This window comes from Streptomyces barkulensis (assembly GCF_002843305.1).
Taxonomy (GTDB): domain Bacteria; phylum Actinomycetota; class Actinomycetes; order Streptomycetales; family Streptomycetaceae; genus Streptomyces; species Streptomyces barkulensis.
In genome coordinates this window covers 28,726-54,415 of sequence record NZ_PGSG01000015.1, presented here as the reverse complement: position 1 = coordinate 54,415, position 25,690 = coordinate 28,726, and the positions used below count along the sequence as shown (strand labels likewise).

The 25,690-nt window shown below is 74.7% G+C and carries 23 protein-coding genes and 1 riboswitch; of the genes, 12 read left to right on the top strand and 11 right to left on the bottom strand.

Annotated features, from left to right (window positions below; all coding sequences use genetic code 11):
* Positions 1–2: 2 nt before the first annotated feature.
* The 7 genes from cobO to CUT83_RS03955 form a co-directional block, all read right to left on the bottom strand.
* Positions 3–599 (bottom strand): cob(I)yrinic acid a,c-diamide adenosyltransferase, encoded by a 597-nt coding sequence (gene cobO, locus CUT83_RS03985; protein WP_101254478.1) that lies wholly within the window; start codon positions 597–599, stop codon positions 3–5.
* Positions 599–2,731: a putative cobaltochelatase gene (locus tag CUT83_RS03980; RefSeq protein WP_101254500.1), complete on the bottom strand. Its 2,133-nt coding sequence runs from the start codon at positions 2,729–2,731 to the stop codon at positions 599–601. Before CUT83_RS03980 ends, cobO begins: the two co-directional genes overlap by 1 nt.
* A 101-nt stretch (positions 2,732–2,832) precedes the next feature.
* On the bottom strand, positions 2,833–6,531 hold the full coding sequence (gene cobN / locus CUT83_RS03975) for a cobaltochelatase subunit CobN (RefSeq protein WP_101254477.1): 3,699 nt from the start codon (positions 6,529–6,531) through the stop codon (positions 2,833–2,835).
* A 98-nt stretch (positions 6,532–6,629) separates the two neighbouring features.
* A complete protein-coding gene (locus CUT83_RS03970; RefSeq protein ID WP_101254476.1) occupies positions 6,630–8,183 on the bottom strand; it encodes a cobyric acid synthase in 1,554 nt (517 codons plus the stop codon).
* Positions 8,180–9,235, bottom strand: coding sequence for a cobalamin biosynthesis protein (locus CUT83_RS03965; protein WP_101254475.1), 1,056 nt, complete (start codon positions 9,233–9,235; stop codon positions 8,180–8,182). The genes CUT83_RS03970 and CUT83_RS03965 overlap by 4 nt, the downstream gene beginning before the upstream one ends.
* Before the next feature lie 137 nt (positions 9,236–9,372).
* Positions 9,373–9,498, bottom strand: a riboswitch (cobalamin riboswitch).
* Positions 9,499–9,793: 295 nt separating this feature from the next.
* Positions 9,794–10,009, bottom strand: coding sequence for a hypothetical protein (locus CUT83_RS03960; RefSeq protein WP_101254474.1), 216 nt, complete (start codon positions 10,007–10,009; stop codon positions 9,794–9,796).
* Between the two features lie 28 nt (positions 10,010–10,037).
* Complete coding sequence (locus CUT83_RS03955; RefSeq protein WP_101254473.1) at positions 10,038–11,273, bottom strand: inorganic phosphate transporter; 1,236 nt, start codon at positions 11,271–11,273, stop codon at positions 10,038–10,040.
* Between the two features lie 195 nt (positions 11,274–11,468).
* Here CUT83_RS03955 and CUT83_RS03950 point away from each other — a divergent pair, with 195 nt between their 5' ends.
* The 6 genes from CUT83_RS03950 to CUT83_RS03925 all read left to right on the top strand — a co-directional run bounded on the left by CUT83_RS03950 (position 11,469) and on the right by CUT83_RS03925 (position 18,228).
* Positions 11,469–12,164 carry a class II aldolase/adducin family protein gene (locus CUT83_RS03950; RefSeq protein WP_101254472.1) on the top strand — a complete coding sequence of 232 codons (696 nt, stop codon included), beginning with the start codon at positions 11,469–11,471 and terminating at the stop codon, positions 12,162–12,164.
* A 139-nt stretch (positions 12,165–12,303) separates the two neighbouring features.
* Positions 12,304–13,437 (top strand): alpha/beta hydrolase, encoded by a 1,134-nt coding sequence (locus CUT83_RS03945; RefSeq protein WP_101254471.1) that lies wholly within the window; start codon positions 12,304–12,306, stop codon positions 13,435–13,437.
* 53 nt (positions 13,438–13,490) lie between these two features.
* Entirely contained in the window at positions 13,491–14,870 is a 1,380-nt protein-coding gene (locus tag CUT83_RS03940; protein WP_101254499.1) for a hypothetical protein, read from the top strand.
* Positions 14,871–15,064: 194 nt separating this feature from the next.
* Entirely contained in the window at positions 15,065–16,663 is a 1,599-nt protein-coding gene (locus CUT83_RS03935) for an ABC-F family ATP-binding cassette domain-containing protein (protein ID WP_093848242.1), read from the top strand.
* Positions 16,664–17,116: 453 nt separating this feature from the next.
* Positions 17,117–17,338 (top strand): helix-turn-helix domain-containing protein, encoded by a 222-nt coding sequence (locus CUT83_RS03930; RefSeq protein WP_175540892.1) that lies wholly within the window; start codon positions 17,117–17,119, stop codon positions 17,336–17,338.
* A gap of 110 nt (positions 17,339–17,448) precedes the next feature.
* Positions 17,449–18,228, top strand: coding sequence for an enoyl-CoA hydratase/isomerase family protein (locus tag CUT83_RS03925; RefSeq protein ID WP_101254470.1), 780 nt, complete (start codon positions 17,449–17,451; stop codon positions 18,226–18,228).
* 58 nt (positions 18,229–18,286) lie between these two features.
* On the opposite strand, the gene CUT83_RS03920 is transcribed toward CUT83_RS03925, so the two are convergent.
* Entirely contained in the window at positions 18,287–19,051 is a 765-nt protein-coding gene (locus CUT83_RS03920) for a nucleopolyhedrovirus P10 family protein (RefSeq protein ID WP_101254469.1), read from the bottom strand.
* A 237-nt stretch (positions 19,052–19,288) separates the two neighbouring features.
* Between CUT83_RS03920 and CUT83_RS03915 the strand changes: the two genes are divergently transcribed.
* The 5 genes from CUT83_RS03915 to CUT83_RS03895 are packed head-to-tail and all read left to right on the top strand — an operon-like array spanning position 19,289 to position 21,736.
* Positions 19,289–19,774 carry an Asp23/Gls24 family envelope stress response protein gene (locus CUT83_RS03915; protein WP_101254498.1) on the top strand — a complete coding sequence of 162 codons (486 nt, stop codon included), beginning with the start codon at positions 19,289–19,291 and terminating at the stop codon, positions 19,772–19,774.
* 51 nt (positions 19,775–19,825) lie between these two features.
* Entirely contained in the window at positions 19,826–20,008 is a 183-nt protein-coding gene (locus CUT83_RS03910; RefSeq protein ID WP_093848234.1) for a hypothetical protein, read from the top strand.
* A gap of 3 nt (positions 20,009–20,011) precedes the next feature.
* A complete protein-coding gene (locus tag CUT83_RS03905; protein WP_240957591.1) occupies positions 20,012–20,422 on the top strand; it encodes an Asp23/Gls24 family envelope stress response protein in 411 nt (136 codons plus the stop codon).
* A 7-nt stretch (positions 20,423–20,429) separates the two neighbouring features.
* Complete coding sequence (locus CUT83_RS03900) at positions 20,430–21,116, top strand: DUF6286 domain-containing protein (protein ID WP_101254468.1); 687 nt, start codon at positions 20,430–20,432, stop codon at positions 21,114–21,116.
* A gap of 20 nt (positions 21,117–21,136) precedes the next feature.
* Positions 21,137–21,736: an alkaline shock response membrane anchor protein AmaP gene (locus CUT83_RS03895; RefSeq protein WP_101254496.1), complete on the top strand. Its 600-nt coding sequence runs from the start codon at positions 21,137–21,139 to the stop codon at positions 21,734–21,736.
* 123 nt (positions 21,737–21,859) lie between these two features.
* On the opposite strand, the gene CUT83_RS03890 is transcribed toward CUT83_RS03895, so the two are convergent.
* Genes CUT83_RS03890 through CUT83_RS03880 form a run of 3 tightly spaced genes read right to left on the bottom strand, consistent with a single transcriptional unit; the run spans position 21,860 to position 24,578 of the window.
* Entirely contained in the window at positions 21,860–22,615 is a 756-nt protein-coding gene (locus CUT83_RS03890; protein ID WP_101254467.1) for an SDR family oxidoreductase, read from the bottom strand.
* Positions 22,616–22,620: 5 nt separating this feature from the next.
* Positions 22,621–23,532, bottom strand: coding sequence for an SURF1 family cytochrome oxidase biogenesis protein (locus CUT83_RS03885; RefSeq protein ID WP_240957588.1), 912 nt, complete (start codon positions 23,530–23,532; stop codon positions 22,621–22,623).
* A gap of 26 nt (positions 23,533–23,558) precedes the next feature.
* The gene (locus tag CUT83_RS03880; protein WP_101254466.1) at positions 23,559–24,578 is read right to left on the bottom strand and encodes a DEDDh family exonuclease; all 1,020 of its coding nucleotides are present in this window, start codon (positions 24,576–24,578) and stop codon (positions 23,559–23,561) included.
* A 143-nt stretch (positions 24,579–24,721) separates the two neighbouring features.
* Here CUT83_RS03880 and CUT83_RS03875 point away from each other — a divergent pair, with 143 nt between their 5' ends.
* The gene (locus tag CUT83_RS03875) at positions 24,722–25,666 is read left to right on the top strand and encodes a sterol desaturase family protein (RefSeq protein WP_101254465.1); all 945 of its coding nucleotides are present in this window, start codon (positions 24,722–24,724) and stop codon (positions 25,664–25,666) included.
* Positions 25,667–25,690: the final 24 nt, after the last annotated feature.

Below are 25,690 nucleotides of genomic sequence, written 5' to 3'. Positions count from 1 at the left end.
GATCACCACTCGATGCCCCGCTGGCCCTTCTGGCCGCCGTCCATCGGGTGCTTGACCTTGGTCATCTCCGTCACCAGGTCGGCGGCGCCGAGCAGCGCCTCCGGAGCGTTCCGCCCGGTGATCACCACATGCTGGAAGCCGGGACGGGTCCGCAGCACCTCGACCACCTCGCCGGTGTCCACCCAGCCCCAGTGCATCGGGTAGGCGAACTCGTCCAGCACGTACAGCCGGTAGGTCTCGGCCGCCAGGTCGCGTTTGACCTGCTCCCAGCCCTCGCGCGCCGCCTCCTCGGAGGACTCGATGCCGCGCTGCACCCACGACCAGCCCTCGCCCATCTTGTGCCAGGCCACGGTGCCGCCCTCGCCGCTCGCGCCCAGCACCCGCAGCGCCCGCTCCTCGCCGACCCGCCACTTGGCGGACTTCACGAACTGGAACACCCCGATCGGCCAGCCCTGGTTCCAGGCGCGCAGCGCCAGCCCGAAGGCGGCCGTCGACTTGCCCTTGCCGGTGCCCGTGTGGACCGCCAGCAGCGGGCGGTTGCGGCGCTGGCGTGTGGTGAGACCGTCGTCGGGGACGACACTCGGCTGTCCTTTCGGCACTACGCGGCCCTCCTGTCGGGGTTCCTGTCGGGGTTCCTGGCGGTGTTCCTGCCGGTGTTCTCGCGGTCGGTCCGGTGAGTGCGGCCGGGGGCCTGCAGGGAGCGGACGAGCCCGGTCACGGTGTCGGCGCGCAGCTCCTCCAGCGTCACGGCGGGGCCGCCCAGCTCGGCGGCGAGCGCTCCGGCCAGTTCGAGCCGCACCGGCCCGGACTCGCAGTCGATCACCACCGAGGCGGTGCCGTCGGCGGCCAGCAGCCGCGCGGCCTGCCGGGCGCGCGGCACCGGCTGCGGGCCGCCGGTGGCCCGCCCGTCGGTGACGGCGACCAGCAGCGGGCGCCGCGAGGGGTCGCGCAGCCGCTCGGTCCGCAGTACGTCGCGGGCCTTCAGCAGTCCGGCGGCCAGCGGGGTGCGGCCGCCCGTCGGCAGCGACTCCAGACGCGCCGCGGCGGCGTCCACCGACGAGGTCGGCGGCAGGGCCACCTCGGCGCCCGAGCCGCGGAAGGAGACCAGGCCGACCTTGTCGCGGCGCTGGTAGGCGTCCAGCAGCAGCGACAGCACCGCGCCCTTGACCGCGCCCATCCGCCGCCGCGCGGCCATCGAGCCGGAGGCGTCCACGACGAACAGCACGAGATTGGACTCCCGGCCCTCGCGCACCGCCTCGCGCAGATCCTCCCGCCGCACCAGCAGCCCGGGCCCGGAGCGGCCCCGCGCCCGCTGGTGCGGGGCGGCGGCCCGGACGGTCGCGGCCAGGTGCAGCCGGGACAGCGCGCCCCGCGGCCGGCGGGCGCCGGTGGTGCGGCCCTGCGCGGTACGGGCGCGTGAGCGCCGTCCCGCCGCGCCCTCGCCCACACCCGGGACGTGCAGCGCGCGGGCGCGGAACGGCTCGCCGGCGCGGGCGGGGGCCTGCTCGCCGCCCTGCTCGCCGCCGCCCTGCCCGCCTTCCTGTTCGCCGCTCCGCTCCGGTCCGGCGCCCTCCCCGTCGCGCGACTGCCCGGGGAGAGAGGGTTCGGAGGGCCCGGGTGCGTCGGCCGGCCCCCGCGGGCCGTCCTGCGGCGGCTGCCCGCCGCCGTCCCCGCCGTCCCCGCCGTCCCCGCCGTCCCCGCCGTCCCCGCCGTCCGGCCCGTCCGGGTCCGGATCGTCGTCCGTGCCGTCTCCCGCGCCGCCGCTGCGCCGCAGCGTCTCGTCGAGCTTGTCCTCGTCCAGGCCGGGCGCGTCGAAGGGGTTGCGGCGCCTGCGGTGCGGCAGGGCCAGCAGCGCCGCCCGCCGTACGTCCTCGGCCGCCACATCGGTGCGCCCCGCCCAGGCGGCCAGCGCGGTGGCGGTACGCGCCATCACGATGTCGGCCCGCATCCCGTCCACCTCGAAGGCCGCGCAGGTGGCGGCGATCTGCCGCAGCGCGGTGTCGCCCAGCCGCACCTTGGGCAGCAGCGCCCGCGCGGCCGCGATCCGCTCCCGCAGCCCGCTCTCCTCACCGGCCCAGCGGGCGGCGAAGGCCGCCGGATCCTCCTCGTAGGCCAGGCGCCGCCGCACGACCTCCATCCGCTCGCCGGTCTCCCGGGAGGCGGCCACCTCCACGGTCAGGCCGAAGCGGTCCAGCAGTTGCGGGCGCAGCTCGCCCTCCTCGGGGTTCATCGTCCCCACCAGCAGGAAGCGGGAGGAGTGCCGCACCGAGACGCCCTCGCGCTCGATGTGCACCACGCCCATCGCGGCGGCGTCCAGGAGCGAGTCGATGAGGAAGTCCTGCAGCAGGTTGACCTCGTCCACGTAGAGGACGCCCCGGTGGGCCTGCGCCAGCAGCCCAGGTTCGAAGGCCTTCACGCCCTCGGCCAGGGCCCGTTCGATGTCCAGCGATCCGACGAGCCGGTCCTCGGAGGCGCCCACCGGCAGCTCCACCATCCGGGCCGGCCGGCTCTCGCCCGGCCCCGCCTCGTGCGGCCCGTCCGGGCAGGAGGGGTCGAGGCGGCGCGGGTCGCAGGAGAAGCGACAGCCGGGCACGGCCTCGACCGGCGGCATCAGCGCCGCCAGGGCCCGTACCGCGGTGGACTTCGCCGTGCCCTTCTCGCCGCGCACCAGGACGCCGCCGACGGCCGGCGAGACCGCGTTCAGCAGCAGCGCCAGCCGCAGGTCGTCCATGCCGACGATGGCGGTGAACGGATAGGCGGCGGTGGCCGCACCGGCGGGCGCGGCGGTCGCGGCGGTCGCCGTGGTCGCCGTGGTCGTGTTCGCGGTGGTGGTCACGCGTCGCCCTCCAGATCGTCGGAACCGCTCTCCAGGTCGCCCTCGAGTTCGAGGTAGATCTCGCGCAGCCGCTCCAGGGTCCGCGCCTCCGGCTCGGCCCACAGCCCGCGGTCGGCGGCCTCCAGCAGCCGCTCGGTCACGCCGCGCAGCGCCCACGGGTTGGAGCGCTTCATGAACTCCTGGTTGGTCTCGTCGAAGACGTACTCGGCCGCGAGCCGCTGGTACATCCAGTCGTCCACCACCCCGGCCGTCGCGTCGTAGCCGAAGAGGTAGTCGACGGTGGCCGCCATCTCGAAGGCGCCCTTGTAGCCGTGCCGCCGCATCGCCGCCATCCAGCGCGGGTTGACCACCCGGGCGCGGAAGACCCGGTGGGTCTCCTCGCCCAGCGTCCGCGTCCGCACCTGGTCGGGGACGGCCGAGTCGCCCACGTACGCCTCCGGGGAGTTCCCGGTCAGATGGCGCACCATCGCCACCATGCCGCCGTGGTACTGGAAGTAGTCGTCGGCGTCGGCGATGTCGTGCTCGCGGGTGTCGACGTTCTTGGCCGCCACCTGGATGCGGCGGAACGCCGTCTCCATGTCGCCGCGCGCCGGGCGGCCGTCCAGCCCGCGCCCGTAGGCGTAGCCGCCCCACACGGCGTACACCTCGGCCAGGTCCGCGTCCGAGCGCCAGTTGCGGGCGTCGATCAGCGGCAGCAGCCCGGCCCCGTACGCGCCCGGCTTGGAGCCGAAGATCCTCGCCGTGGCCCTGCGCCGGTCGCCGTGCGCGGCGGTGTCCTCGTCGGCGTGGGCGCGTACGTGGTTGGACTCGGCGGGCTCGTCCAGCTCCGCCACCGCCCGCACCGCGTCGTCCACCAGCGCCACCACGTGCGGGAAGGCGTCCCGGAAGAAGCCGGAGATGCGGACGGTGACGTCGATGCGCGGCCGGCCCAGTTCCTCCGGGGGCACGATCTCGAAGCCCGTCACCCGCCGGGAGGCGTCGTCCCACACCGGGCGGCAGCCCAGCAGCGCCAGGATCTCCGCAATGTCGTCGCCCTGTGTGCGCATGCAGGAGGTGCCCCACACCGTCAGGCCCACCGACTTCGGGTACTCGCCGTGGTCGGCCAGATGCCGGGCCAGCAGGGAGTCCGCCAGCGCGCTGCCGACGTCCCACGACAGCTTGGACGGGATCGCCTTGGGGTCCACGGAGTAGAAGTTCCGCCCCGTGGGCAGCACGTTGACCAGGCCGCGGGTGGGCGAGCCGGAGGGGCCGGCGGGCACGTAGCCGCCGGACAGCGCGTGCAGCACGTTGCCGATCTCGTCCCCGGTGCGCTCCAGCCGGGGCACGACCTCGTCCGCGGCGAACTCCAGGACGCGCACGGCGCCCGGCAGTTCGGCGCCCAGCACGTCGCGGACCACCTCCGGAGCCGCCTCGCGAGCCCAGCCGCGGGCCTCCATCGACTCCACCAGCCGCCGCGCCAGGTGTTCCAGCAGGTCCACCGCGTCGGAGGCGGTACGGGCAGGGCCGTCCGCGAGCGCGGTCAGGGCCCCCGGCACCTTCAGGCGCGCCCCCGGCTCGGCCAGCAGCTCGGACTCCACCAGCCCCACGTGTTCGGCCAGCACCGCCCGCAGCCCCGGTAGCGCGCCGCCGACCCCGCCCCACACCTGGGCCGAACGCAGCACCGCCAGCACCAGGTTGACGCGCGGTTCGCCCACCGGACCGCCGCCCAGCACATGCAGGCCGTCGCGGATCTGCACATCCTTGATCTCGCACAGCCAGCCGTCGATGTGCATGACGAACTCGTCGAACTCGTCATCGTCCGGCTGCTCCTCCACCCGCAGGTCGTGGTGGAGCTCGGCGGCCCGCACCAGCGTCCAGATCTGGCTGCGCACGGCCGGGGCCTTGGCCGGGTCCAGATCGCTCACCAGCGCGTACTCGTCCAGCAACTGCTCCAGTTTGGCCAGATCGCCGTAGGAGTCGGCGCGCGCCATCGGCGGCACCAGATGGTCGACGACCGTGGCGTGGCCGCGGCGCTTGGCCTGCGTCCCCTCGCCGGGGTCGTTGACGATGAACGGGTAGACCAGCGGCAGATCGCCCAGCACCGCGTCCGGGGCGCAGCCGGCCGACAGGCCCAGGCCCTTGCCCGGCAGCCACTCCATCGTGCCGTGCTTGCCCATGTGGACCACGGCGTCGGCGCCGAAGCCCCCCCGCTCCGGCGGGGCCTCCATCCAGCGGTAGGCCGCCAGGTAGTGGTGGGAGGGCGGCAGGTCGGGGTCGTGGTAGATCGCGATGGGGTTCTCGCCGAAGCCGCGCGGCGGCTGGATCATCACCACCACGTTGCCGAACCGCAGCGAGGCCAGCACGATCTCGGCGCCGGAACCCTCGCCGTCCACGTACAGCGAGCCCGGCGGCTCGCCCCAGTGCTCGCGCATGGCCTCGCGCAGCTCCGGGTCGAGCGCGGCGAACCACCGCCGGTAGTCGGCCAGCGGCACCCGGGCGGGCGCGGCGGCCAGTTGCTCCTCGGTCAGCCACTCCACGTCGTGGCCGCCGGCCGCGATCAGCCGGTGGATCAGCTCGTCGCCGCTCCCGGGCGGTTCGCCGGTGTCGTAACCGGCCTCGCGCAGGGCGCGCAGCAGTCCCACGGCCGAGGCCGGGGTGTCCAGGCCCACGGCGTTGCCGACGCGCGAGTGCTTGGTGGGGTAGGCGGTGAAGACCAGGGCGATCCGCTTGTCCGCGTTCGGCCTGCGGCGCAGTGCGGCGTGCCGCACCGCGATCCCGGCCACCCGGCGGGCCCGCTCGGGGTCGGCGACGTAGACGGGCACCCCGTCGGGGCCGTCCTCCTTGAAGGAGAAGGGCACGGTGACCAGCCGCCCGTCGAACTCCGGGATCGCCACCTGCATCGCCGCGTCCATCGGCGACAGGGCGGCGTCCGAGGCCTCCCAGGCGGCGCGGGAGCCGGTCAGGCACAGCCCCTGGACCACGGGGACGTCCAGCTCGGCCAGCGCGCCGACGTCCCAGGTCTCGTCGTCGCCGCCCGCGCTCGCGTCCGCCGCGTGGGCGCCGCCGGCGGCGAGCACGGTGGCGACCAGCGCGTCGGCGCGGCCCAGCAGCTCGTACAGGCCGGAGTCGGCGCTCCTGAGCGAACCGCAGTACACCGGCAGGGCGTTGGCGCCGCGCTCCTCGATCGCGTCGCACAGCGTGTCGACGAAGGCGGTGTTCCCCGCCAGCTCGTGGGCCCGGTAGAACAGCACGCCCACCGTCGGCCGGGACGGGTCGTGCCCCCGGTCGCCGCGCACGCCGTACTCGGGCATCGGGCGCGGCCCGGCGAAGCCGTGGCCGGTCAGCAGCACGGTGTCGGACAGGAATCGCACCAGCTCCGCCAGGTTCTCCGGCCCGCCCGCCACCAGATACCTCAGCGCCTCGGCGACCACACCGGCCGGGACGGTGGAGGCGGCCATCAGCTCCGCGTCCGGGACGGACTCGCCGCCCAGCAGCACCGCCGGGATCCCGGTGGCGCGCAGCGCGGCCAGCCCGTCCTCCCAGGCGCGCCGGCCGCCCAGCAGGCGCACGACGGCGATGTCCGCGCCCTCCACGAGCGCGGGCAGCTCCCCGGCGACGTCGACGCGCGCCGGGTTGGCGATGCGGTACGGCGCGCCGGAGGCGCGGGCCGCCAGCAGGTCGGTGTCGGCGGTGGACAGCAGCAGTACCGTGCTCATCGGGCCCCCATCGGTTCGTACGTCCTTCGCATCGGCCGTGTCGGTCGCACCGGTCGCACCGGTCGTCTCGTCCGTCTCTTCCGTCCCGCTCGCGCCGCTCACGGCGCACCCGGCGGTACGAACGGCAGGCCCGCGGGCGCGCCGTCCTCGATCAGCCGCAGCAGCGCGGCGGTGTCGGCGTGCTCCTCCACCAGATCGCCCAACCGGTCCAGCTGTTCCTCGCGCAGCGCGGCGAAGGAGGTGCCCGGGGCGGGGACGAACGCCCGCCCCGCGTCGGCGGCCACCCGCCGCAGGAAGGCGCGCCGGAAGCCGTCGCTCTCCAGCGAGCCGTGCCAGTGCGTGCCCCACACCGAGCCGGTGCGGCAGCCGTCCAGGAAGGGCTCGTCGCCGCCGGCGACCTCGGCCACGCCGTGGTGGATCTCGTAGCCCTCCACCCGCTCGCCCAGCGCCTCGCCCACCGGCCGCGCCAGGGTCTTCTCCGTCTCGAAGCGCACCCGCACCGGCAGCAGGCCCAGACCGTCGACCGTCCCGGCGCGCGACTCCACCTCGTCCTCGATCCGCTCGCCCAGCAGCTGGAAGCCGCCGCAGATCCCCAGCACCGGGCGGCCCTCGGCCGCCCGGCGGGCCAGCGCGCCGGCCAGGCCGCGCTCGCGCAGCCAGGCCAGCGCCCGCACGGTGCCGCGGGTGCCCGGCACGACCGCCAGATCGGCGTCGGCCAGCTCCTCGGGGCGGTCGGTGAACCGCACCACCACGCCCGGCTCGGCCGCCAGCGCGTCCACGTCCGTGAAGTTCGACATCAGCGGCACGGGCACCACCGCGACCCGCAGCACATCGCGGCCGTGCGGCGGCGCGACGGCCGACTCGCGCACCCCTCCGCGCAGCGACAGCCGCAGCCCGTCCTCCTCGTCGATGCCCAGCCCGTGCGCGTAGGGCAGGACGCCCAGCACCGGCCGTCCGGTCAGGCCGCGCAGCATCTCCAGACCGGGTTCCAGGAGCGTGACGTCACCGCGGAACTTGTTGATCACATAGCCCGCCACCAGCGCCTGGTCCCCGGGCGCCAGCAGGGCGGTGGTGCCGAAGAGGGAGGCGAAGACGCCGCCGCGGTCGATGTCGCCGACCACCACGACCGGAAGCCGCGCGGCGCGCGCCAGGCCCATGTTGACGATGTCGGTGCGCCGCAGGTTGATCTCGGCCGGGCTGCCGGCGCCCTCGCAGATCACCGCGTCGTGGGTGCGGCGCAGTTCGGCCAGGCAGTCGGTGACCGTCTCCAGCAGGTCCTCCCGGCGGCCCGCGCGCCGCGCCCCGCCGGGGTACGGCGGCACTCCAAGGTCCCCGAAGTAACCGCGCGCGCTCATCTCGCCCACCGGCCGGCCCAGCAGCACCACCTGGCTGGAGCGGTCGCCGCCCGGTTTGAGCAGCACGGGGTTCATCAGCGCGCTCGGCTCCACACCGGCCGCGGCGGCCTGCATGGCCTGGGCACGGCCGATCTCGGCGCCCTCGCGCGTCACGAAGGAGTTCAGCGACATGTTCTGCGCCTTGAACGGCGCCACCTTCACGCCCCTGCGGGCCAGCCAGCGGCAGACGCCCGCCGTGACCACGCTCTTGCCCGCGTCCGAGGTCGTTCCCGCGATCAGCAGCCCGCCGCCCGTCACAGCCCGCCCCCCGACGTCCTGCGCCGCCCCCGCCGCCGCTTTCCCGGCCGTACGGCGCGGGTCTCCCGCAGAGCCCCGGCGGCGCCGCACACCGCCAGCGCCAGCGCGCACACCCGGCGCGAGAGCCGCACCGCGCGCTCGATGTCCTCCACCCGCACCGGGCGGCCGGCGCCCAGGACCGGCCGGTGCTCGACGCGCCCGCCGTACGACAGCGTCCCGCCCAGTCGCAGACCCAGCGCACCCGCGAACGCCGCCTCGACCACACCGGCGTTGGGGCTGGGGTGGCGGCGGGCGTCCGCGCGCCAGGCGCGCAGCGCGCCGCGCGGATCGGGGCCGGCGAGCGCGGCCAGCAGCGCGGTCAGCCGGGCGCCGGGCCACCCCGCCACGTCGTCCAGCCGCGCCGAGGCCCAGCCGAAGCGCAGATGGCGCGGTGAGCGGTGACCGACCATCGCGTCCAGGGTGTTGACGGCCCGGAAGCCCGCCAGCCCCGGCACACCGGCGGCCGCGCCCCACACCAGCGCGCCCACCACGGCGTCGGAGGTGTTCTCGGCGACGGACTCGACCACCGCACGGGCGATGCCGCCGGCGTCCAGCGCCTGCGGGTCGCGTCCGCACAGGTGCGGCAGCCGGGCGCGGGCCGCCTCCAGGTCGCCCGCCTCCAGGGCGGCGGCGATCCCGCGGGCCTCGCGCGCCAGCGTCGTACCGCCGACCACCGCCCAGACGGCGGCGGCGGTGAGGGCGGTACGGGCGGCGGGGGAGCGGCGCACGGCACGGTCCAGCGCCGCCGCGGCGCACGTGGCGCCGCCCGCGCACACGGCGGTGTACAGCGCGCCCGCGCCGCGGTGGTCGCGCCACAGCAGGCGCTCGGCGGCCGCGGCCGCGCGCCCGAAGGCGGCGACGGGGTGTGCGCGGCGCGGATCGCCGGCGATCAGGTCGAGCAGATACCCCAGGGCCGCCCCGCCCGCGTAGCCCGCGGCCGGAAGGCCGGAGGGCGAGGGGAGGCCGGTGTCCGCCGGAGCGATGGCCGGGGGGAGGGCGTGATCGGCACGCATCGCGTCAGCCGGCCGTCACACCTCGTGCGGGAACGGTGGCACAGCGCAGTGGAGGCGGTGCGGCAGACAGGGTGCCGGGCATGGCGGTATGTCCTCACTCAGGGTCCTCGCCCTGGCTCGACGTGACCGGCGGTGAGAGTCTCCTGGCTCCCGGATCGGCGCCTCCCCCGGCCTTCCAGCCCGGTGTGCGGGCCGTGACGCTGGGTGGGGGAGCGCTCCCCGGTGACAGTGGCGGGACCGCGCCGGATTCGCACCGGCTTCCTCTCCTGCCGCCGTTTGGCAACGGGAAGTCCACCACGGCCGGGAAGGCGCGTCAACTCACCCGTGACCTGCGGCGGCGCACTGTGCGGAAGCGCACACGGCGCACGCCGGGGCGCGGGGGGCGCGTCGGGTGCGTCGGGGCGCTCGCGCCCCGGGCGGGCCGGGGACACGGGGACGCGGGAGATGCGGGGGCACAGGAGATGCGCCGGGAAAACGCGCCGGCGCCCGGCGGTGTCCGCCGGGCGCCGGTGAAGGCGTACCGATGCCTGAGAGGCCGCGGGGCCCCGACAGGCCCGCTCAGGCCGCGATGATGTAGATGCCGTACGCCACCGCGGCCGCGCACAGGGCGTAGCTGGCGTAGGCGCCGACGCGGGCCAGGGCGGAGGAGCCGCCCCGCGCCTTGTCGTTGGTGCCCAGGCCGACGATGCCGAGGGTGAACAGGCCCACCAGGCCGACCGTCATCACGAGACTGACGCCGAAGACCTGGCCGAGGGCCGCCCAGTCGATGTCCATGGTGCTTCTTCCTTCGCGGGGCTCGGGCTCAGGGAGCGGAGACGGTGGTCTTCGCCGGGGCGTCGGAGGCCTTCTCGGCATCCTCCATGGCGGCGGTGGGCGGCGGGGAGACGGCCTGCACCGCGGCCGTGACCACGCCCGCGTCCTCCGCCTCGGCCGGCTCGACGTCGTTGACGTTGGTGTGGTCGACCGGCTCCCGGCGGGAGGCGAACCAGATGGCGGCGATGGCGGCGGCGGAGACGACCGCGACCACGGTGACACCCCAGTCGCCCTGGATGGCCAGCAGCGCGGAGCCCGCGGCGATCAGACCGGCGGCCGGGAGGGTCAGGCCCCAGGCGGCGACCATGCGGCCGGCGGTGCTCCAGCGGACCACACCACCCTTGCGGCCCAGGCCGCAGCCCATGATCGAGCCGGAGCAGACCTGCGTGGTGGAGAGCGCGAAGCCCAGGTGGGAGGAGGCCAGGATGGTGACGGCCGAGCTGGTCTGGGCGGCGAAGCCCTGCGCCGGGCGGATGTCGGTCAGGCCCTTGCCCATGGTGCGGATGATCCGCCAGCCGCCCAGGTAGGTGCCGAGCGCGATGGCGATGCCGGCCGAGGCGATGACCCACAGCGGCGGGTCGGCGTCGGCGCCGAGCACGCCGCCGGAGATCAGCGCGAGGGTGATGACACCCATCGTCTTCTGCGCGTCGTTGGTGCCGTGGGCCAGGGAGACCAGGCCGGCCGAGGCGATCTGCCCGGCGCGGTAGCCCTTGGCGACCTGCCCCTCCTCGGTGTTGCGGCTGATCCGGTAGGTCAGCCTGGTCGCGAGCATGGCCGCGATGCCGGCGACCAGGGGCGCGACGAGGGCCGGGATCAGCACCTTCATGAAGACGGCGCTGACGGAGACGGCTCCGATGCCGACGGCGGCGATCGTGGCGCCGAGGAGGCCGCCCATGAGGGCGTGCGAGGAACTGGAGGGGAGTCCGGCCAGCCAGGTCAGCAGATTCCACAGGATCGCGCCGACCAGCCCCGCGAAGATCACCGCGGGTTCGATGCCGGAGTCCTCGTTGATGAGGCCTTTGGAGATCGTCGCGGCGACCTCGACCGAGATGAAGGCGCCGACGAGGTTGAGGACCGCCGACATCGCCACCGCGGTCTTGGGCTTGAGTGCCCCGGTGGAAATGGTGGTGGCCATGGCGTTGGCCGTGTCGTGGAAACCGTTGGTGAAATCGAACACCAAGGCCGTGACGATCACGATCCCGATGAGAAGCGTGATGTTTTCCATTCACCCAGGCAATCGGTCGAGGGGGCAGGTACTCGGTGAAGGTAAGGATGCAGGGTGAACGCAAGGTGAACTGGGAACGGCGTCACGGTGTCTCATGTCGCCTGTGTGCGCAGGGTCGCACGGTGCGGTAAGGCGGGCGCACCGGCGCACCGGCCGCCCCGCCGCCGCTAGAGTGCTCCGTCGGAGGTGGCGCGGATGCGGTCGGCCTGGGCGGACGCCTGGAGGGAACTGGTGGCCACGGCCTGCCGGACGGTGGCCGACGGCCTGGTCGTGGGCACCTCGGGCAACGTGTCGGTGCGGATCGGCGACACCGTCCTGGTCACCCCCAGCGGCATCGCCTACGACCGCCTCGGTCCGGACGAACTGTGCGCCGTCGACCTGGACGGGCGGCCGGTGGCCGGCGACCTCGTGCCCACCAGCGAGCTGCCGATGCACCTGGCGGTGTACCGCTCCACCGGCGCCGCGGCGGTCGTCCACACCCACGCGGTGCACGCCACCGCCGTCTCCACCCTCGTCGACGAACTCCCGGCGATCCACTACATGGCCGCCGCCCTGGGCGGCCCGGTCCGCGTGGCGCCGTACGCTCCCTACGGCAGCGAGGAACTGGCCGCCCACGTACGGGAGGCGCTGCGCGACCGCAGCGGCTGCCTGCTGCGCAACCACGGCACGGTCGTGTACGCCGACAGCCTCGGCCGGGCGTACGACGACACCGCCCAGCTGGAGTGGATGTGCCGGGTCTGGCTCGCCGCCGCCTCCGTGCCCGGCCGCACCCCGTCCCTGCTGCCGCCCGGGGAGCTGGACCGCGTGGCCGAGCGGCTGCGCGGCTACGGGCAGCACGGCCGGCCCGCCCGCGCCGAGCCGCGCGGCACCCGCCCGCCCTCGGGCGGATGACGCCGCGCGGACGGGGTACGAGGTGTGCGACACCGGCGCCGGCGGCGCCGGGCGAGGGATCCGGCCCCGGCCCGCCCCGCTCACCCGCCGGAGCCCGCCCGCTGGCCCCGGCGACACCACGCCGTCATCCTTGGAGACGATGAGTCTGCGCAGAACGGCGGCCCTGACCGCCCTCACCACGCTCGGTGCCGGAGCGGCCGCTGTCGTGGCCGGCCGGTACGCGGCCACCGCCGCCCTCAGGCCGTCCTCCGGGCGCACCCTGCCCGCCGGCTTCGAGGGCCCGCAGCTGACCGTCCACGCCACCGCGGCGGGGCAGGTCACCCTGACCCGGTCCCTCATCTCCCAGCTCCCCGGCACCTACGCCCTCACCGGTCCGGGCCGGCACGCCGTCGTCGGAAGCGTGCTCGAGGTCCCCTCCTCCGCAGACACCGTCGTACGGCGCCTGGAGCGGGTGGACCGCGGCCGGCTCGCCACCGGGGACCGGGTGCGGCTGACCCCGCAGCTCCACACCGGGAACCCCGGGGACGCGCTGGGCCTGGAGTACGCGGACGTCGAGGTGCCGGGCGAACTCGGCCCCCTGCCCGCCTGGTACCTGCCCGCCCTGCGCGACGTGTGGATCATCGCCGTGCACGGCCTGGGCACCACGCGCGAGCACCCCCTGAACGTCCTGCCCTTCCTGAACGCCATGGGCGTCCCCGTGCTCGTCCCCGCCTACCGGGGCGATCCCGGGGCGCCCCGGTCGCCCGACGGCACCGCGCACCTGGGCGACTCCGAGTGGCGGGACCTCGACGCGGCCATCCGTTACGCGCTCGGCCGCGGCGCCCGCGGCATCGTGCTGTACGGCTGGTCCACCGGAGCCACCATGGCGCTGCGGGCCGCCGCCGAGTCCCCGGTCCGCGACTTCCTCACCGGGCTGGTCCTGGACTCGCCCGTGCTCGACTGGCGAGCCACCCTGCGCGCGCTGGCGAGCGCCCGCCACGTCCCCGCCCCCCTGCTGCCGCTGGCGGTACGCGCCGCGCAGGGCCGCGCCCGGCTCCGCCCGGAGCTCCACTCCGAGCTGAGCGACCCCGGCACGCTGCGGCTGCCCACACTCGTCCTGCACGGCCCGGACGACGCCGTCGCGCCCTGGGAACCCTCCCGCGAACTGGCCGAACAGCGCCCGGACCTGGTCTCGCTGCACATCGTCGGACAGGCTCCGCACGCCGCCATGTGGAACGCGGATCCGCAGGGCTACCAGGAGGCGCTGCGCCGCTTCCTCACCCCGCTCATGTGAGGCGCGGCGACCGGCGTTTGGGCTTTCGGGCCGTCATCAACAACACTGCTCCCGTGACGTCCCGTACCCCGCGAGACACCCGGCTGCGCCTCGTATCCCGTCAGCCTCTCGCCGCCGCGCGCCGAGCAGTGGGCGCGCGCCGCCGGCGGAGCGCGCCCCGGCCCCCCGAGGGGGTGCCCCCACGCGACCAACTCGCCCGTCAGGCACGGGCCTGCCTCAGTGAGGCCGTGCGCCTGGCCCGCTGGGCCGACGGCACCGGGCTGTCGCCGGTGGCGGCCGCCGAACGGGCGGCCGGGGAACTGCGGATACCCGTGGAGCAGATCCCCGCCCACTGGGACCGTGCCCGGCTCGCCGGCCTCATCGAACTGCACGACGGCACCGCCATGCCCGGCTGGCGGCTGCGCGCATGGGACCGCGACGACTCGGCCGTGCTGCGCGGCTGGGTCGCGCTCTTCGACGCCTGGTCGCTGGCCCATCCCGCACCCGGAGGCGCGGATCCCGGGGCGGTCGGGGAGGTGGTCGTGGCGGCGCCGCAGTTCCTGTCGGTGATGCACCTGTCCTCCGGCCCGGTGACCGTGCCGGTCCTGCTGGACCTGCTGAGGCGGCGCATCGCGGAGATCCGCGCCGAGCGCGGCGGCGCGGTGTCCCCGGCGGGCGAGGCGGCCGGGGACGCGGACGACTGCCTGCCCGCGCTTCTGGACTGGGCCCTGGACGGCCTCGCCTCCGTCGGAGCCCTCACCCGCTGCGCCGAGGACGACCGGGGCCGCCCCGGGCAGGCGGTGCTCACCCCGCTGGGCAACTGGGCGGTGTGGGTGAAACTGGAGCAGATCTGCGTCGCGGCCCAGAGCCCGGCGGGGAACATCGAGCAGCACGCCGAGGACATGCTGCGCGGCTGCGCCAGGCTCTCGCCCGGGGAGGCCCGTGCCGAGTACCGCGCCTGGCTGGCCGCGCGCCCCACCGGCCCGGCCGTCGCCGAACTGATCGACGCCGCCCGCGGCGACGACGCCCTCATCCGCGGCCTGGCCTTCGAGGCGCTGCGCGCCGTGGGCGCCCCCGCGGAGTCCGCCGTCCGCGAGGTGGCCGGCGAGCCCGTCCTGCGCCCCTACGCCCTGCTCTGGCTCGCCGAGCACGACGGCGCCGACCCGGCGGACCTGGCGAACGGCGCCCCCGGTGTCCTGACCCGGGAGGAGGCCACCTGGCTGTGGGTGGACACCGCCGCGGCCGTCGCCGACCACGGAGAGGGAAAAGTGCTGGTGGAGCACCTGGACTCGGCCGTGCAGAACACCGTCCCCGAGCTTTTGGAGGCGGTCCGCGCCACCGGTCACCCCCGTACCGTCCAGGTCCTGGTCGCGCTCGCCGCGGCCCACCCCGACCCGGCGCTGGCCAGGGCGGTGCGCCGCGCGGCCTTCCAGGTCCACACCGGCGAGGTGTGACGGGCGCCCCGGGGCCCGCGTCCCCGGCCGTCCGGGGCCCACGCGGCCCTGCCGCCCCGGGCGCGGAAATCCGGTTGCGCGCCGCCGTTAGACTGAACCGCATGGTGAACCTCCTCGTGCATTAGCGGCGTACGCCCGTCTCCCAGCCCCCGACCGACGACGTACGCACGTCCACCCTGCCCAGGAGTATTTCCGTGATCACCGCCACCGGAGTAGAGCTGCGCGCCGGCGCCCGGATCCTCATCGAGTCCGCCTCCTTCCGCATCGCCAGGGGCGACCGCATCGGCCTGGTCGGCCGCAACGGGGCGGGCAAGACGACCCTGACCCGCTGCCTGGCCGGCGAGGGCGCCCCCGCGGCCGGGACGATCACCCGTACCGGCGAGGTCGGCTATCTGCCCCAGGACCCGCGCACCGGCGACCTCGACGCCCTCGCCCGCGACCGCATCCTGTCCGCCCGAGGTCTGGACACCGTGCTGCGCAGGATGCGCGAGAACGAGGACCGGATGGCGAACGGCCGGGGCGCCACCCGCGAGAAGGCGATGAAGAAGTACGAGCGGCTGGAGACGGAGTTCCTCACCAAGGGCGGCTACGCCGCCGAGGCCGAGGCCGCCACCATCGCCGCCAGCCTCGGTCTGCCCGACCGGGTGCTCGGCCAGCCGCTGCACACCCTCTCCGGCGGCCAGCGGCGCCGGGTGGAGCTCGCCCGCATCCTCTTCTCGGACGCCGACACCCTGCTGCTGGACGAGCCGACCAACCACCTCGACGCCGACTCGATCGTCTGGCTGCGCGACTTCCTGAAGACCTACCGCGGCGGTTTCGTCGTCATCTCCCACGACGTCGATCTGGTGGAGACGGTCGTCAACAAGGTCTTCTACCTCGACGCCAACCGCTCGGGCATCGACATCTACAACATGGGCTGGAAGCAGTACCTGACCCAGCGCGAGGCGGACGAGAAGCGGCGCAGGCGCGAGCGGGCCAACGCCGAGAAGAAGGCCGCGGCCCTCAACGCCCAGGCCGACAAGATGCGCGCCAAGGCCACCAAGACGGTGGCCGCGCAGAACATGGCCCGCCGGGCCGAGCGGCTGCTGGCCGGGCTGGAGGGGGAGCGGCAGGCCGACAAGGTCGCCAAGCTGCGCTTCCCCGACCCCGCGCCCTGCGGCAAGACCCCGCTGATGGCCGAGGAGCTGTCCAAGTCCTACGGCTCGCTGGAGATCTTCACCGACCTCTCGCTCGCCATCGACAAGGGCTCCCGGGTGGTCATCCTCGGCCTCAACGGCGCGGGCAAGACCACTTTGCTGCGGCTGCTGGCCGGGGTGGAGAAGCCCGACACCGGCCGGGTGGTCCCGGGCCACGGGCTGAAGCTCGGCTACTACGCGCAGGAGCACGAGACGCTCGACGGCGACCGCACGGTCCTGGAGAACATGCGCTCGGCCGCCCCGGACATGGACCTGGTCGACATCCGCAAGACGCTGGGCTCGTTCCTGTTCTCCGGCGACGACGTGGACAAGCCCGCGCGGGTGCTCTCCGGCGGTGAGAAGACCCGGCTGGCACTGGCCACGCTGGTGGTCTCCTCGGCCAACGTGCTGCTGCTGGACGAGCCGACCAACAACCTCGACCCCGCCAGCCGGGAGGAGATCCTGGGCGCCCTGCGCACCTTCACCGGCGCGGTGGTGCTGGTCACCCACGACGAGGGCGCGGTGGAAGCGCTCCAGCCGGAGCGGATCATCCTGCTGCCCGACGGTGTGGAGGACCTGTGGGGCGAGGAGTACGCGGACCTCGTGGCGCTCGCCTGAGCCCTGACCGGAGCCCGGCTCCGGCGCCGGCTCCGGCGCCGTCGACGCCCGACCGCGCCGGAACGCCCGCCCCGGCCCCGCCTCCACCACGCCCCGGCCACGCCGCGAGCGCGTTGTGATCACACCGTTCTGGATCATTCGGCCGACGCTTGATCCATCATCTGAGTGAGATCGGCTCGTATTCCGGCGCGGCCGGGTGTCGATGGCACCGGTGATGTGGCATAGACCTCCCATCCCCGGTGTCTGAACGCCAACCAGGGCTCTGACCTGCTCTTTCTTCGCGTCGCAGGGAAGTGGGCGCCCGGGGAGCGCCGCGGAACGCCTCGCTCCGGAGCCCTTCGGCCCTTGTCCGGCCGCCAATGACGTTTTACGGACCTTGTCGAATGGGTGGCCAGAAAACCGGCAAGGGGTGATCATGAGAGTCCAGAGCGCACTTCCCATGAGGAGGCACGGGTGGCCGAGACTCTGAAGAAGGGCAGCCGGGTGACCGGCGCCGCGCGCGAGAAGCTCGCGGCTGACCTCAAGAAGAAGTACGACTCCGGTGCGAGCATCCGGGCGCTGGCCGAGGAGACCGGCCGCTCCTACGGATTCGTGCACCGGATGCTCAGCGAGTCCGGCGTGACCCTGCGCGGTCGCGGCGGTGCCACGCGGGGCAAGAAGACCGCGACGTCCTGAGATCCAGGGTGTCCCGAGGGGCGCCACCCGGTCGGCCATCCGACCGGCCGGGTGGTTACTCTTCAGTCACTTGACAGTCGTCCGACTGCGGACTGCCCCGGGAGATCCTCATGACCCTGCTCGACAAGGACGGCGTGCGGCTCGTCGCGGACGGTGCCGTGGCCACGGTCACGCTCGACCGCCCGGCCAAGCGCAACGCCCAGACCTTCGCGATGTGGCGCGCCCTGGCCGAGGCCGGACGGCTGCTGCCCGGCGAGATCCGCGTCGTCGTCCTGCGCGGAGAGGGGCAGTCCTTCTCCGCCGGACTCGACCGGCAGGCCTTCACCCCCGAGGGCTTCGACGGCGAGCCGTCCTTCATCGACCTGGCGCGCGGTTCCGACGCCGAGGTCGACACGGCCATCGCCGGCTACCAGGAGGCCTTCACCTGGTGGCGGCGCAGCGACATCGTGAGCATCGCCGCCGTCCAGGGCCATGCCGTCGGCGCGGGCTTCCAGCTCGCGCTCGCCTGCGACCTGCGGGTGTGCGCCGACGACGTGCAGTTCGCGATGCGGGAGACCAGCCTCGGACTGGTCCCCGACCTCACCGGCACCCACCCGCTCGTCTCCCTGATCGGGTACGCCCGTGCGCTGGAGATCTGCGCGACGGGCCGTTCCGTGCGCGCCGAGGAGGCCGAGCGGACCGGCCTGGCCAACCTCGTGGTGCCCGCCGCGGAGCTGGAGGAGGCCACCGCGGATCTGGCCGCGGCGCTGCTCGCGGCCCCGCGCGACGCGGTGATCGAGACCAAGGCGCTGCTGCGCGGCGCGGTGGACCGCACCTACGACGAGCAGCGCGCCGCCGAGCGTGCGGCCCAGACACGCAGGCTGCGCGACCTGGCCGGCATCGGCGACTGACCGCTCTCACCCCGGGCCCCGCACCACCTCCGTCACCCCGGGTCCCGCACCACCTCCGTCACCCCGGGCCCCGCACCACCTCCGTCACCACGGCGGCGACCGTCACGGGCCCGGGGGCGCCGGTCGCCGCGGCGCGTGCCGCCGCGGCGCGGACCGCGCGCGCCACATCGAGCGCGCGGTGGTCCGCGGCGGTCGCGAACTGGATCTGTACATGGCGGCCGGGGGCCGCGCCGGCCCCGTCGCCGGGGCCGGCGTCCACGATCCGCAGCGCCCGGGCCGCGCCCCCCAGCTCGGGGGCCAGGCGTGTCACGCCCACAACGGCCAGCGCCGCGGCGCCCACCGCGGTTTCGGCCTCCCCGGTGTCCGGGACCTCCCCGGCGCCGGCTTGCCCCCTGGGAGGCTCCTCGGGCCGGGGCTCGTCGCCCGGCCCGCCCAGGAGCCCGGTGATCCGCAGGTCGACCGCCGCCACCACCAGCCCCAGGCGGCTGTCGGCCGCTCCGGCCAGGGCCGAGCGCAGCCGCTCGGCCGCCGTCGGCAGCGGCTCCCGCGCATCGGCCTCGAACTCCGCGGAGATCCTGAGCGGGCCGGGCGGCAGAGCGCTGGGAGGCATCGGTACGGCCGGCCTCCCGCCCGCGCCGTTTTCGGCCGGGGAGAGCCGCAGCCTGCCCGGCCGGATCCCCGGCAGTCCGTCCGCCGCCTCCCGCAGCACACCGGCCGCGGCCCGCTCCGTGATCCAGGCGCCGTCCTCCGCCCCGCCCAGCGGAAGCAGGCGTCCGAAGCCGATCTGCCGCCGTACGGTCTGGGTCAACCGGTCCGTGGCCATGCTCTGCGCTCCTCTCCGGGGTCCCGGCGTCCGTCCCAGGGCCTCCGGTGCTCTGCTGGGGCTCTCCGGGGTTCTCCATCAACGGTGCCCAGCCTTTTGCCGCGGGCTCCCCGCGGACACGTGCTTCCTCCAGGTGGCGGCGCATTCATGAGGCAAAAGTGGGCGATCGTGTCTAGCGTGGACATATCGGAATCAATATTCCCGTAACGAAGGCAAGGGGTGACGGAGATGGCGGAGATGGCTGAGACCGCACAGCAGAACCGCTCGGGCCCTTCCGGCGGACGGCTCGGTGAGGGGCGGGGCGCGAGCGACCCGCGCGTCCGCGGGAAGACCACGATCGCCGACGGCGTGGTGGCGAAGATCGCCGGGATGGCCGCCCGCGAGGTCGACGGTGTCCACGCGATGGGCGCCGGCATGAGCCGGACCATCGGCGCGATGCGCGACCGCGTCCCCGGCGGTGGTGGCGGCGGCGGTTCGTCCGTCACCCGGGGGGTGAAGGTCGAGGTCGGCGAGACCCAGGCGGCCATCGACCTGGACATCGTGGTCGAGTACGGCGTGTCGATCACCGACGTGGCGAGCGATGTGCGCGAGAACGTCATCGGCTCGATCGAGCGGATGACCGGACTGGAGGTCGTCGAGGTCAATGTCACGGTCGACGACGTCAAACTGCCCGACGACAGTGACGAGGAAGAGCAGTCGGAGCAGAGGCCGCGGCTGCAGTAGTGCGCCGCGGACCGCAGGGGCCCGGCGGAGCAGGAAACTGAGGAGCGCACGATGAGCATGGCCGCAGTCGGCTTGATCGCAGGCATGGCGCTGGGTTTCGCCGGATACTTCGGCGGTTTCTGGGCCTTCCTCCTGGTGGCGGTACTGGGCGCGGTCGGCTTCATCGCCGGCCGGGTCCTCGACGGCGATCTGGAACCGGGAGAGATCTTCCGCTCCGGCGGCGGACGGCGGTGACCGGTGGCACAGGAATTCCGCAGGCCGGAGATCTCCTGGGTCCCCGCGGCCGAGCGGGGGGCGACGAGAATCGCCGACCGGGTCGTCAGCAAGATCGCGGCACGGGCCGCCCGCGAGGCGCTGGACGAGGACTCCGAGACGTCCGGGGCACCGCGTGCGGGAAAGGACCCGCGGGCGAAGGTCGCCGTCCGCCGCCCTCCCGACCGGAACGGACTGAACGGTGAGGCCCGGGTGGTGGTCGCGGTCGAACTTCCCTACCCCTGCGACATCGGCGCACGGTGCGGCTCGGTGCGCGGAAGGGTCGCCTCACGGGTGCGGGAACTGGCCGGTATGGCGGTCCGGCAGGTGACCGTCGAGGTCACACGGCTGCACACGGGCCCGCTCGGCGGCCGGAGCGGAGGGAGGGTGCGGTGAGGGCACGATGAGTCACGACGCCCGGCGGCAGCAGGCCCCGGAGAGCGCCGCCGGCACGGACCCGGACGGTGTGGAACCGCCCTCACCGGAACCCTCCGGCGCGGACCGCCGACCGGACGACGGCGGGGGTGACGGCGGGGGCGGAAGCACCCGGCGCTTCTGGTCGGCTCGGCGGGTGCCGGCCGCGATCGTGGCACTGGTGCTGGCCGTCGCGGCGGCCGTACTGCTGTACGAGGCCGTCGCCGCGAGCATTGACAAGGCCCCCTCCGCGTGGCGGCGCGAGATCACCGCGGATCTGGCCGCCCGGCCGCTCGACAACCCCTGGGCGATCGCCGGTGCGGCGCTCGCGGTGCTGCTGGGACTGTGGCTGGTGGTGCTGGCGGTCACCCCCGGGCTGCGGGGTCTGCTGCCGATGCGCGGCGGCTCCTCCGACGGGGTCCGGGTGCGCGCCGGACTGGAGAGATCCGCCGCCGAGGCGGTGCTGCACGACCGGTTGCTGGACGTGCCGGGAGTGCGGTCGGTCCGGGTGGACGCCGGGCGGCACCGGGTCAGGGTGCGGGCGCGGGCGCACTTCCGGCCCCTGGAGGAAGTGCGGGGAGATCTGGACAGGGTTCTGCAGGAGGGCGTGCGGCAGCTCGGGCTCGCCCGGAGGATGCGGCGCTCGGTCCGGGTGCGGCGCCCGAAGAAGGGCTGAGGAAGGGCGAGGTGGACCGGATGCTCACGGTGGTGAACCGGATTCTGCTGGGGCTGGCCGGACTGGCACTGCTGGTGCTGGGACTGGCGGCCCTGGTGGGCGGGCTCGACCTCCAGCGGCGCTGGGGCTTCGACATGCCCCGGGATCTTTTCTGGGACGGGCCGGACGAGGTGCTGCTCGGGCGGGGGGAACCCGCCTGGTGGCAGGACGCGGACTGGTGGCGGTGGCTCCTGGCGATCGGCGTGCCCGCCGTCGCACTCCTGCTCGCCCTGTGGTGGCTGTCGGCGCAGCTGTGGCGGCAGCGGCCGGACACCGTACTGGTCGACAGCGGCGACGGCTACGGCGCCCTGGTCGGTACCCGGACCCTGGAGGACGCCGTGGCCGGGGAGGCCGGGGCCCTGCCGGGCGCGGAACGGATCCGGGTGAGGCTGGGCCGCCGCCGCGCCGGGGTGCGGGCCCGGGTCGCACTGGCGGTGGCCCCTCACGCGAGCCCGGCCGAGATCCTCGCGCGTGTGCGGGACGAGGCGCTGGAGCACGCCCGTGTCTCGGCGGGCCTGGACAGACTGGCCGCGGAGATCCGGCTGCGTTCGGCGCGGCGGCCGGGCGGGGGAACGGGCTGAGGCGCCGTCCCTGCCCGAGCCACCCCCGCCGAGCCCCACCCCGACCGAGCCACCCCGCCGTCCCCCTTTGGTGCGGTTTGGTGCGGGCCGGGGACGGCGGCGGGACATGCCCGGCCGGAACGGTCAGAAGCCGCGGCGGGCGCCGCCGTCGACCGGGAACATCACACCGGTGATGTAGGAGGCGGCGGGGGAGAGCAGGAACGCCGCCGCCCTGCCGAACTCCTCCGGGGTGCCGTAGCGGCGCAGCGGGATCGCGGCCGAGGTCCGCCTCCGAGCGGCGTCGGCGTCCCCGGTCATGGCGTCCAGGCCGCGCACCCGGTCGGTGTCGATACGGCCCGGGAGCAGCCCGACGACCCGGATGCCGCGCGGCCCCACCTCGTCCGCCAGCGACTTCGCGAAACCGGCCAGCCCCGGCCGCAGTCCGTTGGAGACCGTCAGGCCGGGGATCGGCTCGTGCACCGAGCCGGAGAGGACGAAGCCGATCACCCCGCCCTCGCCCAGCCGCGCGGCCGCGGTGCGGGCCAGTCGCACCGCACCGAGGAAGACCGTCTCGAAGGCCGCCTGCCACTGGTCGTCGGTGACCGTCTCGTGGGAGCCGGCCGGCGGCCCGCCGACGCTGATCAGCACCCCGTCCAGGCGCCCGTGGCGCTCATGGGCGGCCGTCACCAGGCGGTCGGCCGCGGCCGGATCGGCGTTGTCCGCCACCATGCCGAAGGCGTCGCCGCCCAGTCGTCCGGCGGCCTCGGCCACCGTCTCCTCGCTCCGTCCGGTGACGATCACCTTCGCGCCTTCGGCGGTCAGTTCCCGCGCGGTGGCGAAGCCCAGCCCGCGGGTGGCGCCGGTGACGAGGTACACCCTGTCCTGAAGTCCGAGATCCATGGGGATCAGTCTGCCGGTCGGTCCGCCGTTTCGGCAGCGGAGGGGGCCGGAACGGCGGACCGGCCGACAGCGGCCTCGCCGTCCGCCCGTTCATCCGTCCGCCCGTCCGCGGCGGCCTGCGCGCCGGAGTCCCGCGCCAGGCGATCCCCGCGCTCGCGGCGGACCAGCACCACCCAGCCGACGGGGACGGCGGCGGCGAACAGCCACCACTGGAACGCGTACGCCAGGTGCGGGCCGATGCCGCTGTGGTCCGGTTCGGGAAGGCGTTCGGGCTGCTCGGCGGAGGGCTCGGGCGAGGTCTCCTCCAGCGCGACGTAGCCGCCCAGGACCGGCCGGTCCAGCTCCTCGGCCATCCGCGCGCTGTCGATCAGCATCACCTGGCGGGGCGGCAGCCCCCGCTTGTCCTTGACGCCGCTGCCGGCCTTCTCGTCGGCCATCAGCCGCCCGGTCACGGTGACCTCGCCGGAGGGAGGCGCCGGCACCTGGGGGAACTTCGTCAGATCCTCGCCCGCCGGGATCCAGCCGCGGTTGACCAGCACGGCCGTGCCGTCCTCGCGGATCAGCGGGGTCAGGACGTGGTAGCCGATGCTCCGGCCGTCCCCGCCGGTGCGCTGGCGCACGACCGTCTCGCCGCCGGTGTCGTAGACGCCGGTGGCCGTCACCCGGCGGTACCGGTCGGCATCGGCCGGGCCGCGGCCCGGAGCGGCCAGCTTCCCCACGGGCACCGGATCGGCGGCCAGGCTCTCGGCCACCAGCTCGTTGCGCGCCACCCGGTCCTCGTGCCTGTGGAGCTGCCAGAAGCCGAGCCTGACCATGCCCGGGATCAGCAGGAGCGCTACGAGGGTGAGGACCACCCACTGCCGGGACAGCAGGAAGCGGTACGCGGAAGCGGACGGTGCGGACGATACGGGTGGCACAGTCATCGACGGTACCCCGCCGGTCGTCACTTCCCCGGAGCGGGGGCCACCTCCCGCAGCAGCTGGGTGAAGGCCGCCTCGTCGATCACCGGGGTGCCGAAGGCGCGCGCCTTGGCCACCTTGGAGGTGCCGGAGTCGGGGTCGTTGGTGACCAGGAGGCTGGTGAGGCGGGAGACGCTGCCGGCGATGTGGAGCCCGGCCTCGACGGCCCGGTCCTCCAGCAGCTCCCGGTCCACGGAGGTGTCCCCGGAGATCGCCACCCGCATGCCCTGGACCAGCGGCTTGCCCGGCTCGTACCGGCCGGGGTTGGGGTACGGGCACGGGGGGCGCTTGCGCGAGGGGCGCCAGCTGCCCGCGTAGGGCCGCGAGTCCCGCCCGCCGAAGGCGCCGGGGGAGGAGCCCGGGGAGACGATGGAGTCGGTCCACTCGGTCAGCGGCCGGCAGGCCAGCAGGGGCAGGCGTATGCGGTCGGCGGCCGCCAGGTGCAGGCTCGGCCGGAACGCCTCGGCCAGCACCCGGGCGTCGTCCAGCGCGTGGTGCGCCCGGCGCTGGACGACGCCGTAGTGCGCGGCGAGGGTCTCCAGCCGGTGGTTGGCCAGCGGCAGGTTCAGCTCCTTGGACAGGGCGATGGTGCACAGCCGCTGCCGTACGGGGACCGGCAACCGGGCACGGGCGTACTCGCGGGCGATCATCGACCAGTCGAAGACCGCGTTGTGCGCGACCAGCACCCGGCCCCGCAGCCGCTCGGCGAACTCCTCGGCGATCTGCGGGAAGAGCGGGGCGTCGGCCAGCATCTCGCTCGTCAGCCCGTGTATCCAGGTCGGGCCGGGGTCCCGCTGCGGATTGACCGGGGTGTACCAGTGGTCGATCACATCACCCCGTGCGTCCAGCCGGTAGACGGCCGCGGAGACTATGCGGTCGTCCCGGGCGAGCCCCGTGGTCTCCACGTCCACCACCGCGTAGGCGTCGGGGTATTCGGTGGGCCAGGCCGGGGTGCTGGGCTGCGCTGCGGGCCGCGCTTCGGCCGCCGACTGGTCATCGAGCATGGTTCCAGAGAATACGGGCCGCCACTGACACCTTCGCATCACCGCAGGTCACCACAGGTGGGCCGGGTTGCTGACGAGCCGTCTCGCATACTTGTCGGTAACAGAGTCTGGCCGCCGGCCCCGGGCGGTCCTACGGTGCATCCATGCCGAGCGTGCCGAACCTCCCCGACGTCGTGCTGTGGTCCATCCCCGCCTTCCTGCTGCTGACGGCCCTGGAGGTGGTCAGCTACCGTCTCCACCCCGAGGAGCCGGACGGCCCCGTCGCGGGATACGAGGCCAAGGACGCCGCCACCAGCATCTCCATGGGCCTGGGCAGCCTCTTCTTCGACGCCCTGTGGAAGATCCCGATCGTGGCGGTCTACTCGGCGGTCTACGCGCTCACCCCGCTGCGGATCCCCGTCGAGTGGTGGACGCTGCTGCCGATGCTCCTCGCACAGGACTTCTTCTACTACTGGTCCCACCGCGGCCACCATGTCATCCGCATCCTGTGGGCCTGCCACGTGGTGCACCACTCCAGCCGGAAGTTCAACCTCACCACCGCGCTGCGCCAGCCCTGGACGTCCCTGACCGGCTGGCCGTTCTACCTGCCGCTGATCCTCCTCGGCATGCACCCGGCCGTGCTCGCCTTCTGCCACTCGGTCAACCTGGTCTACCAGTTCTGGATCCACACCGAGCGGATCGGCAGACTGCCGGGGCCGGTCGAGTACGTGTTCAACACGCCCTCGCACCACCGGGTCCACCACGCCTCCCAGGGCGGTTACCTGGACCGCAACTTCGGCGGGATCCTCATCGTGTGGGACCGGCTCTTCGGTTCCTTCGCGCCCGAGACCGAGCCGTGCGTCTACGGGCTCACCAAGAACATCGACACCTACAACCCGCTGCGCGTGGCCACCCACGAGTACGCGGCGATCGCCCGGGACCTGCGGGCGGCGCGCGACTGGCGCGAGGCCGCCGGGCGGCTCTTCCGCGGTCCCGGCTGGCGGCCGCCGGTGCCGGGACCCGCCTTCGGAACCGCCTCCACCGCCCCCGGAACCGCGGAAGGGGCCGGACCCACCGGGTCCGACCCCTCGGTCTCCGCCGCTTCCTGACGGGCCGCCGGCATCGCGGCGGGA

Coding starts and splice junctions, on each gene's coding strand:
- CUT83_RS03980 (WP_101254500.1), bottom strand. CDS start 2,731: ATGGACGACCTGCGGCTGGCGCTGCTGCTGAACGCGGTCTCGCCGGCC.
- cobN (WP_101254477.1), bottom strand. CDS start 6,531: ATGAGCACGGTACTGCTGCTGTCCACCGCCGACACCGACCTGCTGGCG.
- CUT83_RS03965 (WP_101254475.1), bottom strand. CDS start 9,235: ATGCGTGCCGATCACGCCCTCCCCCCGGCCATCGCTCCGGCGGACACC.
- CUT83_RS03960 (WP_101254474.1), bottom strand. CDS start 10,009: ATGGACATCGACTGGGCGGCCCTCGGCCAGGTCTTCGGCGTCAGTCTC.
- CUT83_RS03955 (WP_101254473.1), bottom strand. CDS start 11,273: ATGGAAAACATCACGCTTCTCATCGGGATCGTGATCGTCACGGCCTTG.
- CUT83_RS03950 (WP_101254472.1), top strand. CDS start 11,469: ATGCGGTCGGCCTGGGCGGACGCCTGGAGGGAACTGGTGGCCACGGCC.
- CUT83_RS03945 (WP_101254471.1), top strand. CDS start 12,304: ATGAGTCTGCGCAGAACGGCGGCCCTGACCGCCCTCACCACGCTCGGT.
- CUT83_RS03925 (WP_101254470.1), top strand. CDS start 17,449: ATGACCCTGCTCGACAAGGACGGCGTGCGGCTCGTCGCGGACGGTGCC.
- CUT83_RS03920 (WP_101254469.1), bottom strand. CDS start 19,051: ATGGCCACGGACCGGTTGACCCAGACCGTACGGCGGCAGATCGGCTTC.
- CUT83_RS03915 (WP_101254498.1), top strand. CDS start 19,289: ATGGCTGAGACCGCACAGCAGAACCGCTCGGGCCCTTCCGGCGGACGG.
- CUT83_RS03910 (WP_093848234.1), top strand. CDS start 19,826: ATGAGCATGGCCGCAGTCGGCTTGATCGCAGGCATGGCGCTGGGTTTC.
- CUT83_RS03900 (WP_101254468.1), top strand. CDS start 20,430: ATGAGTCACGACGCCCGGCGGCAGCAGGCCCCGGAGAGCGCCGCCGGC.
- CUT83_RS03895 (WP_101254496.1), top strand. CDS start 21,137: ATGCTCACGGTGGTGAACCGGATTCTGCTGGGGCTGGCCGGACTGGCA.
- CUT83_RS03890 (WP_101254467.1), bottom strand. CDS start 22,615: ATGGATCTCGGACTTCAGGACAGGGTGTACCTCGTCACCGGCGCCACC.
- CUT83_RS03880 (WP_101254466.1), bottom strand. CDS start 24,578: ATGCTCGATGACCAGTCGGCGGCCGAAGCGCGGCCCGCAGCGCAGCCC.
- CUT83_RS03875 (WP_101254465.1), top strand. CDS start 24,722: ATGCCGAGCGTGCCGAACCTCCCCGACGTCGTGCTGTGGTCCATCCCC.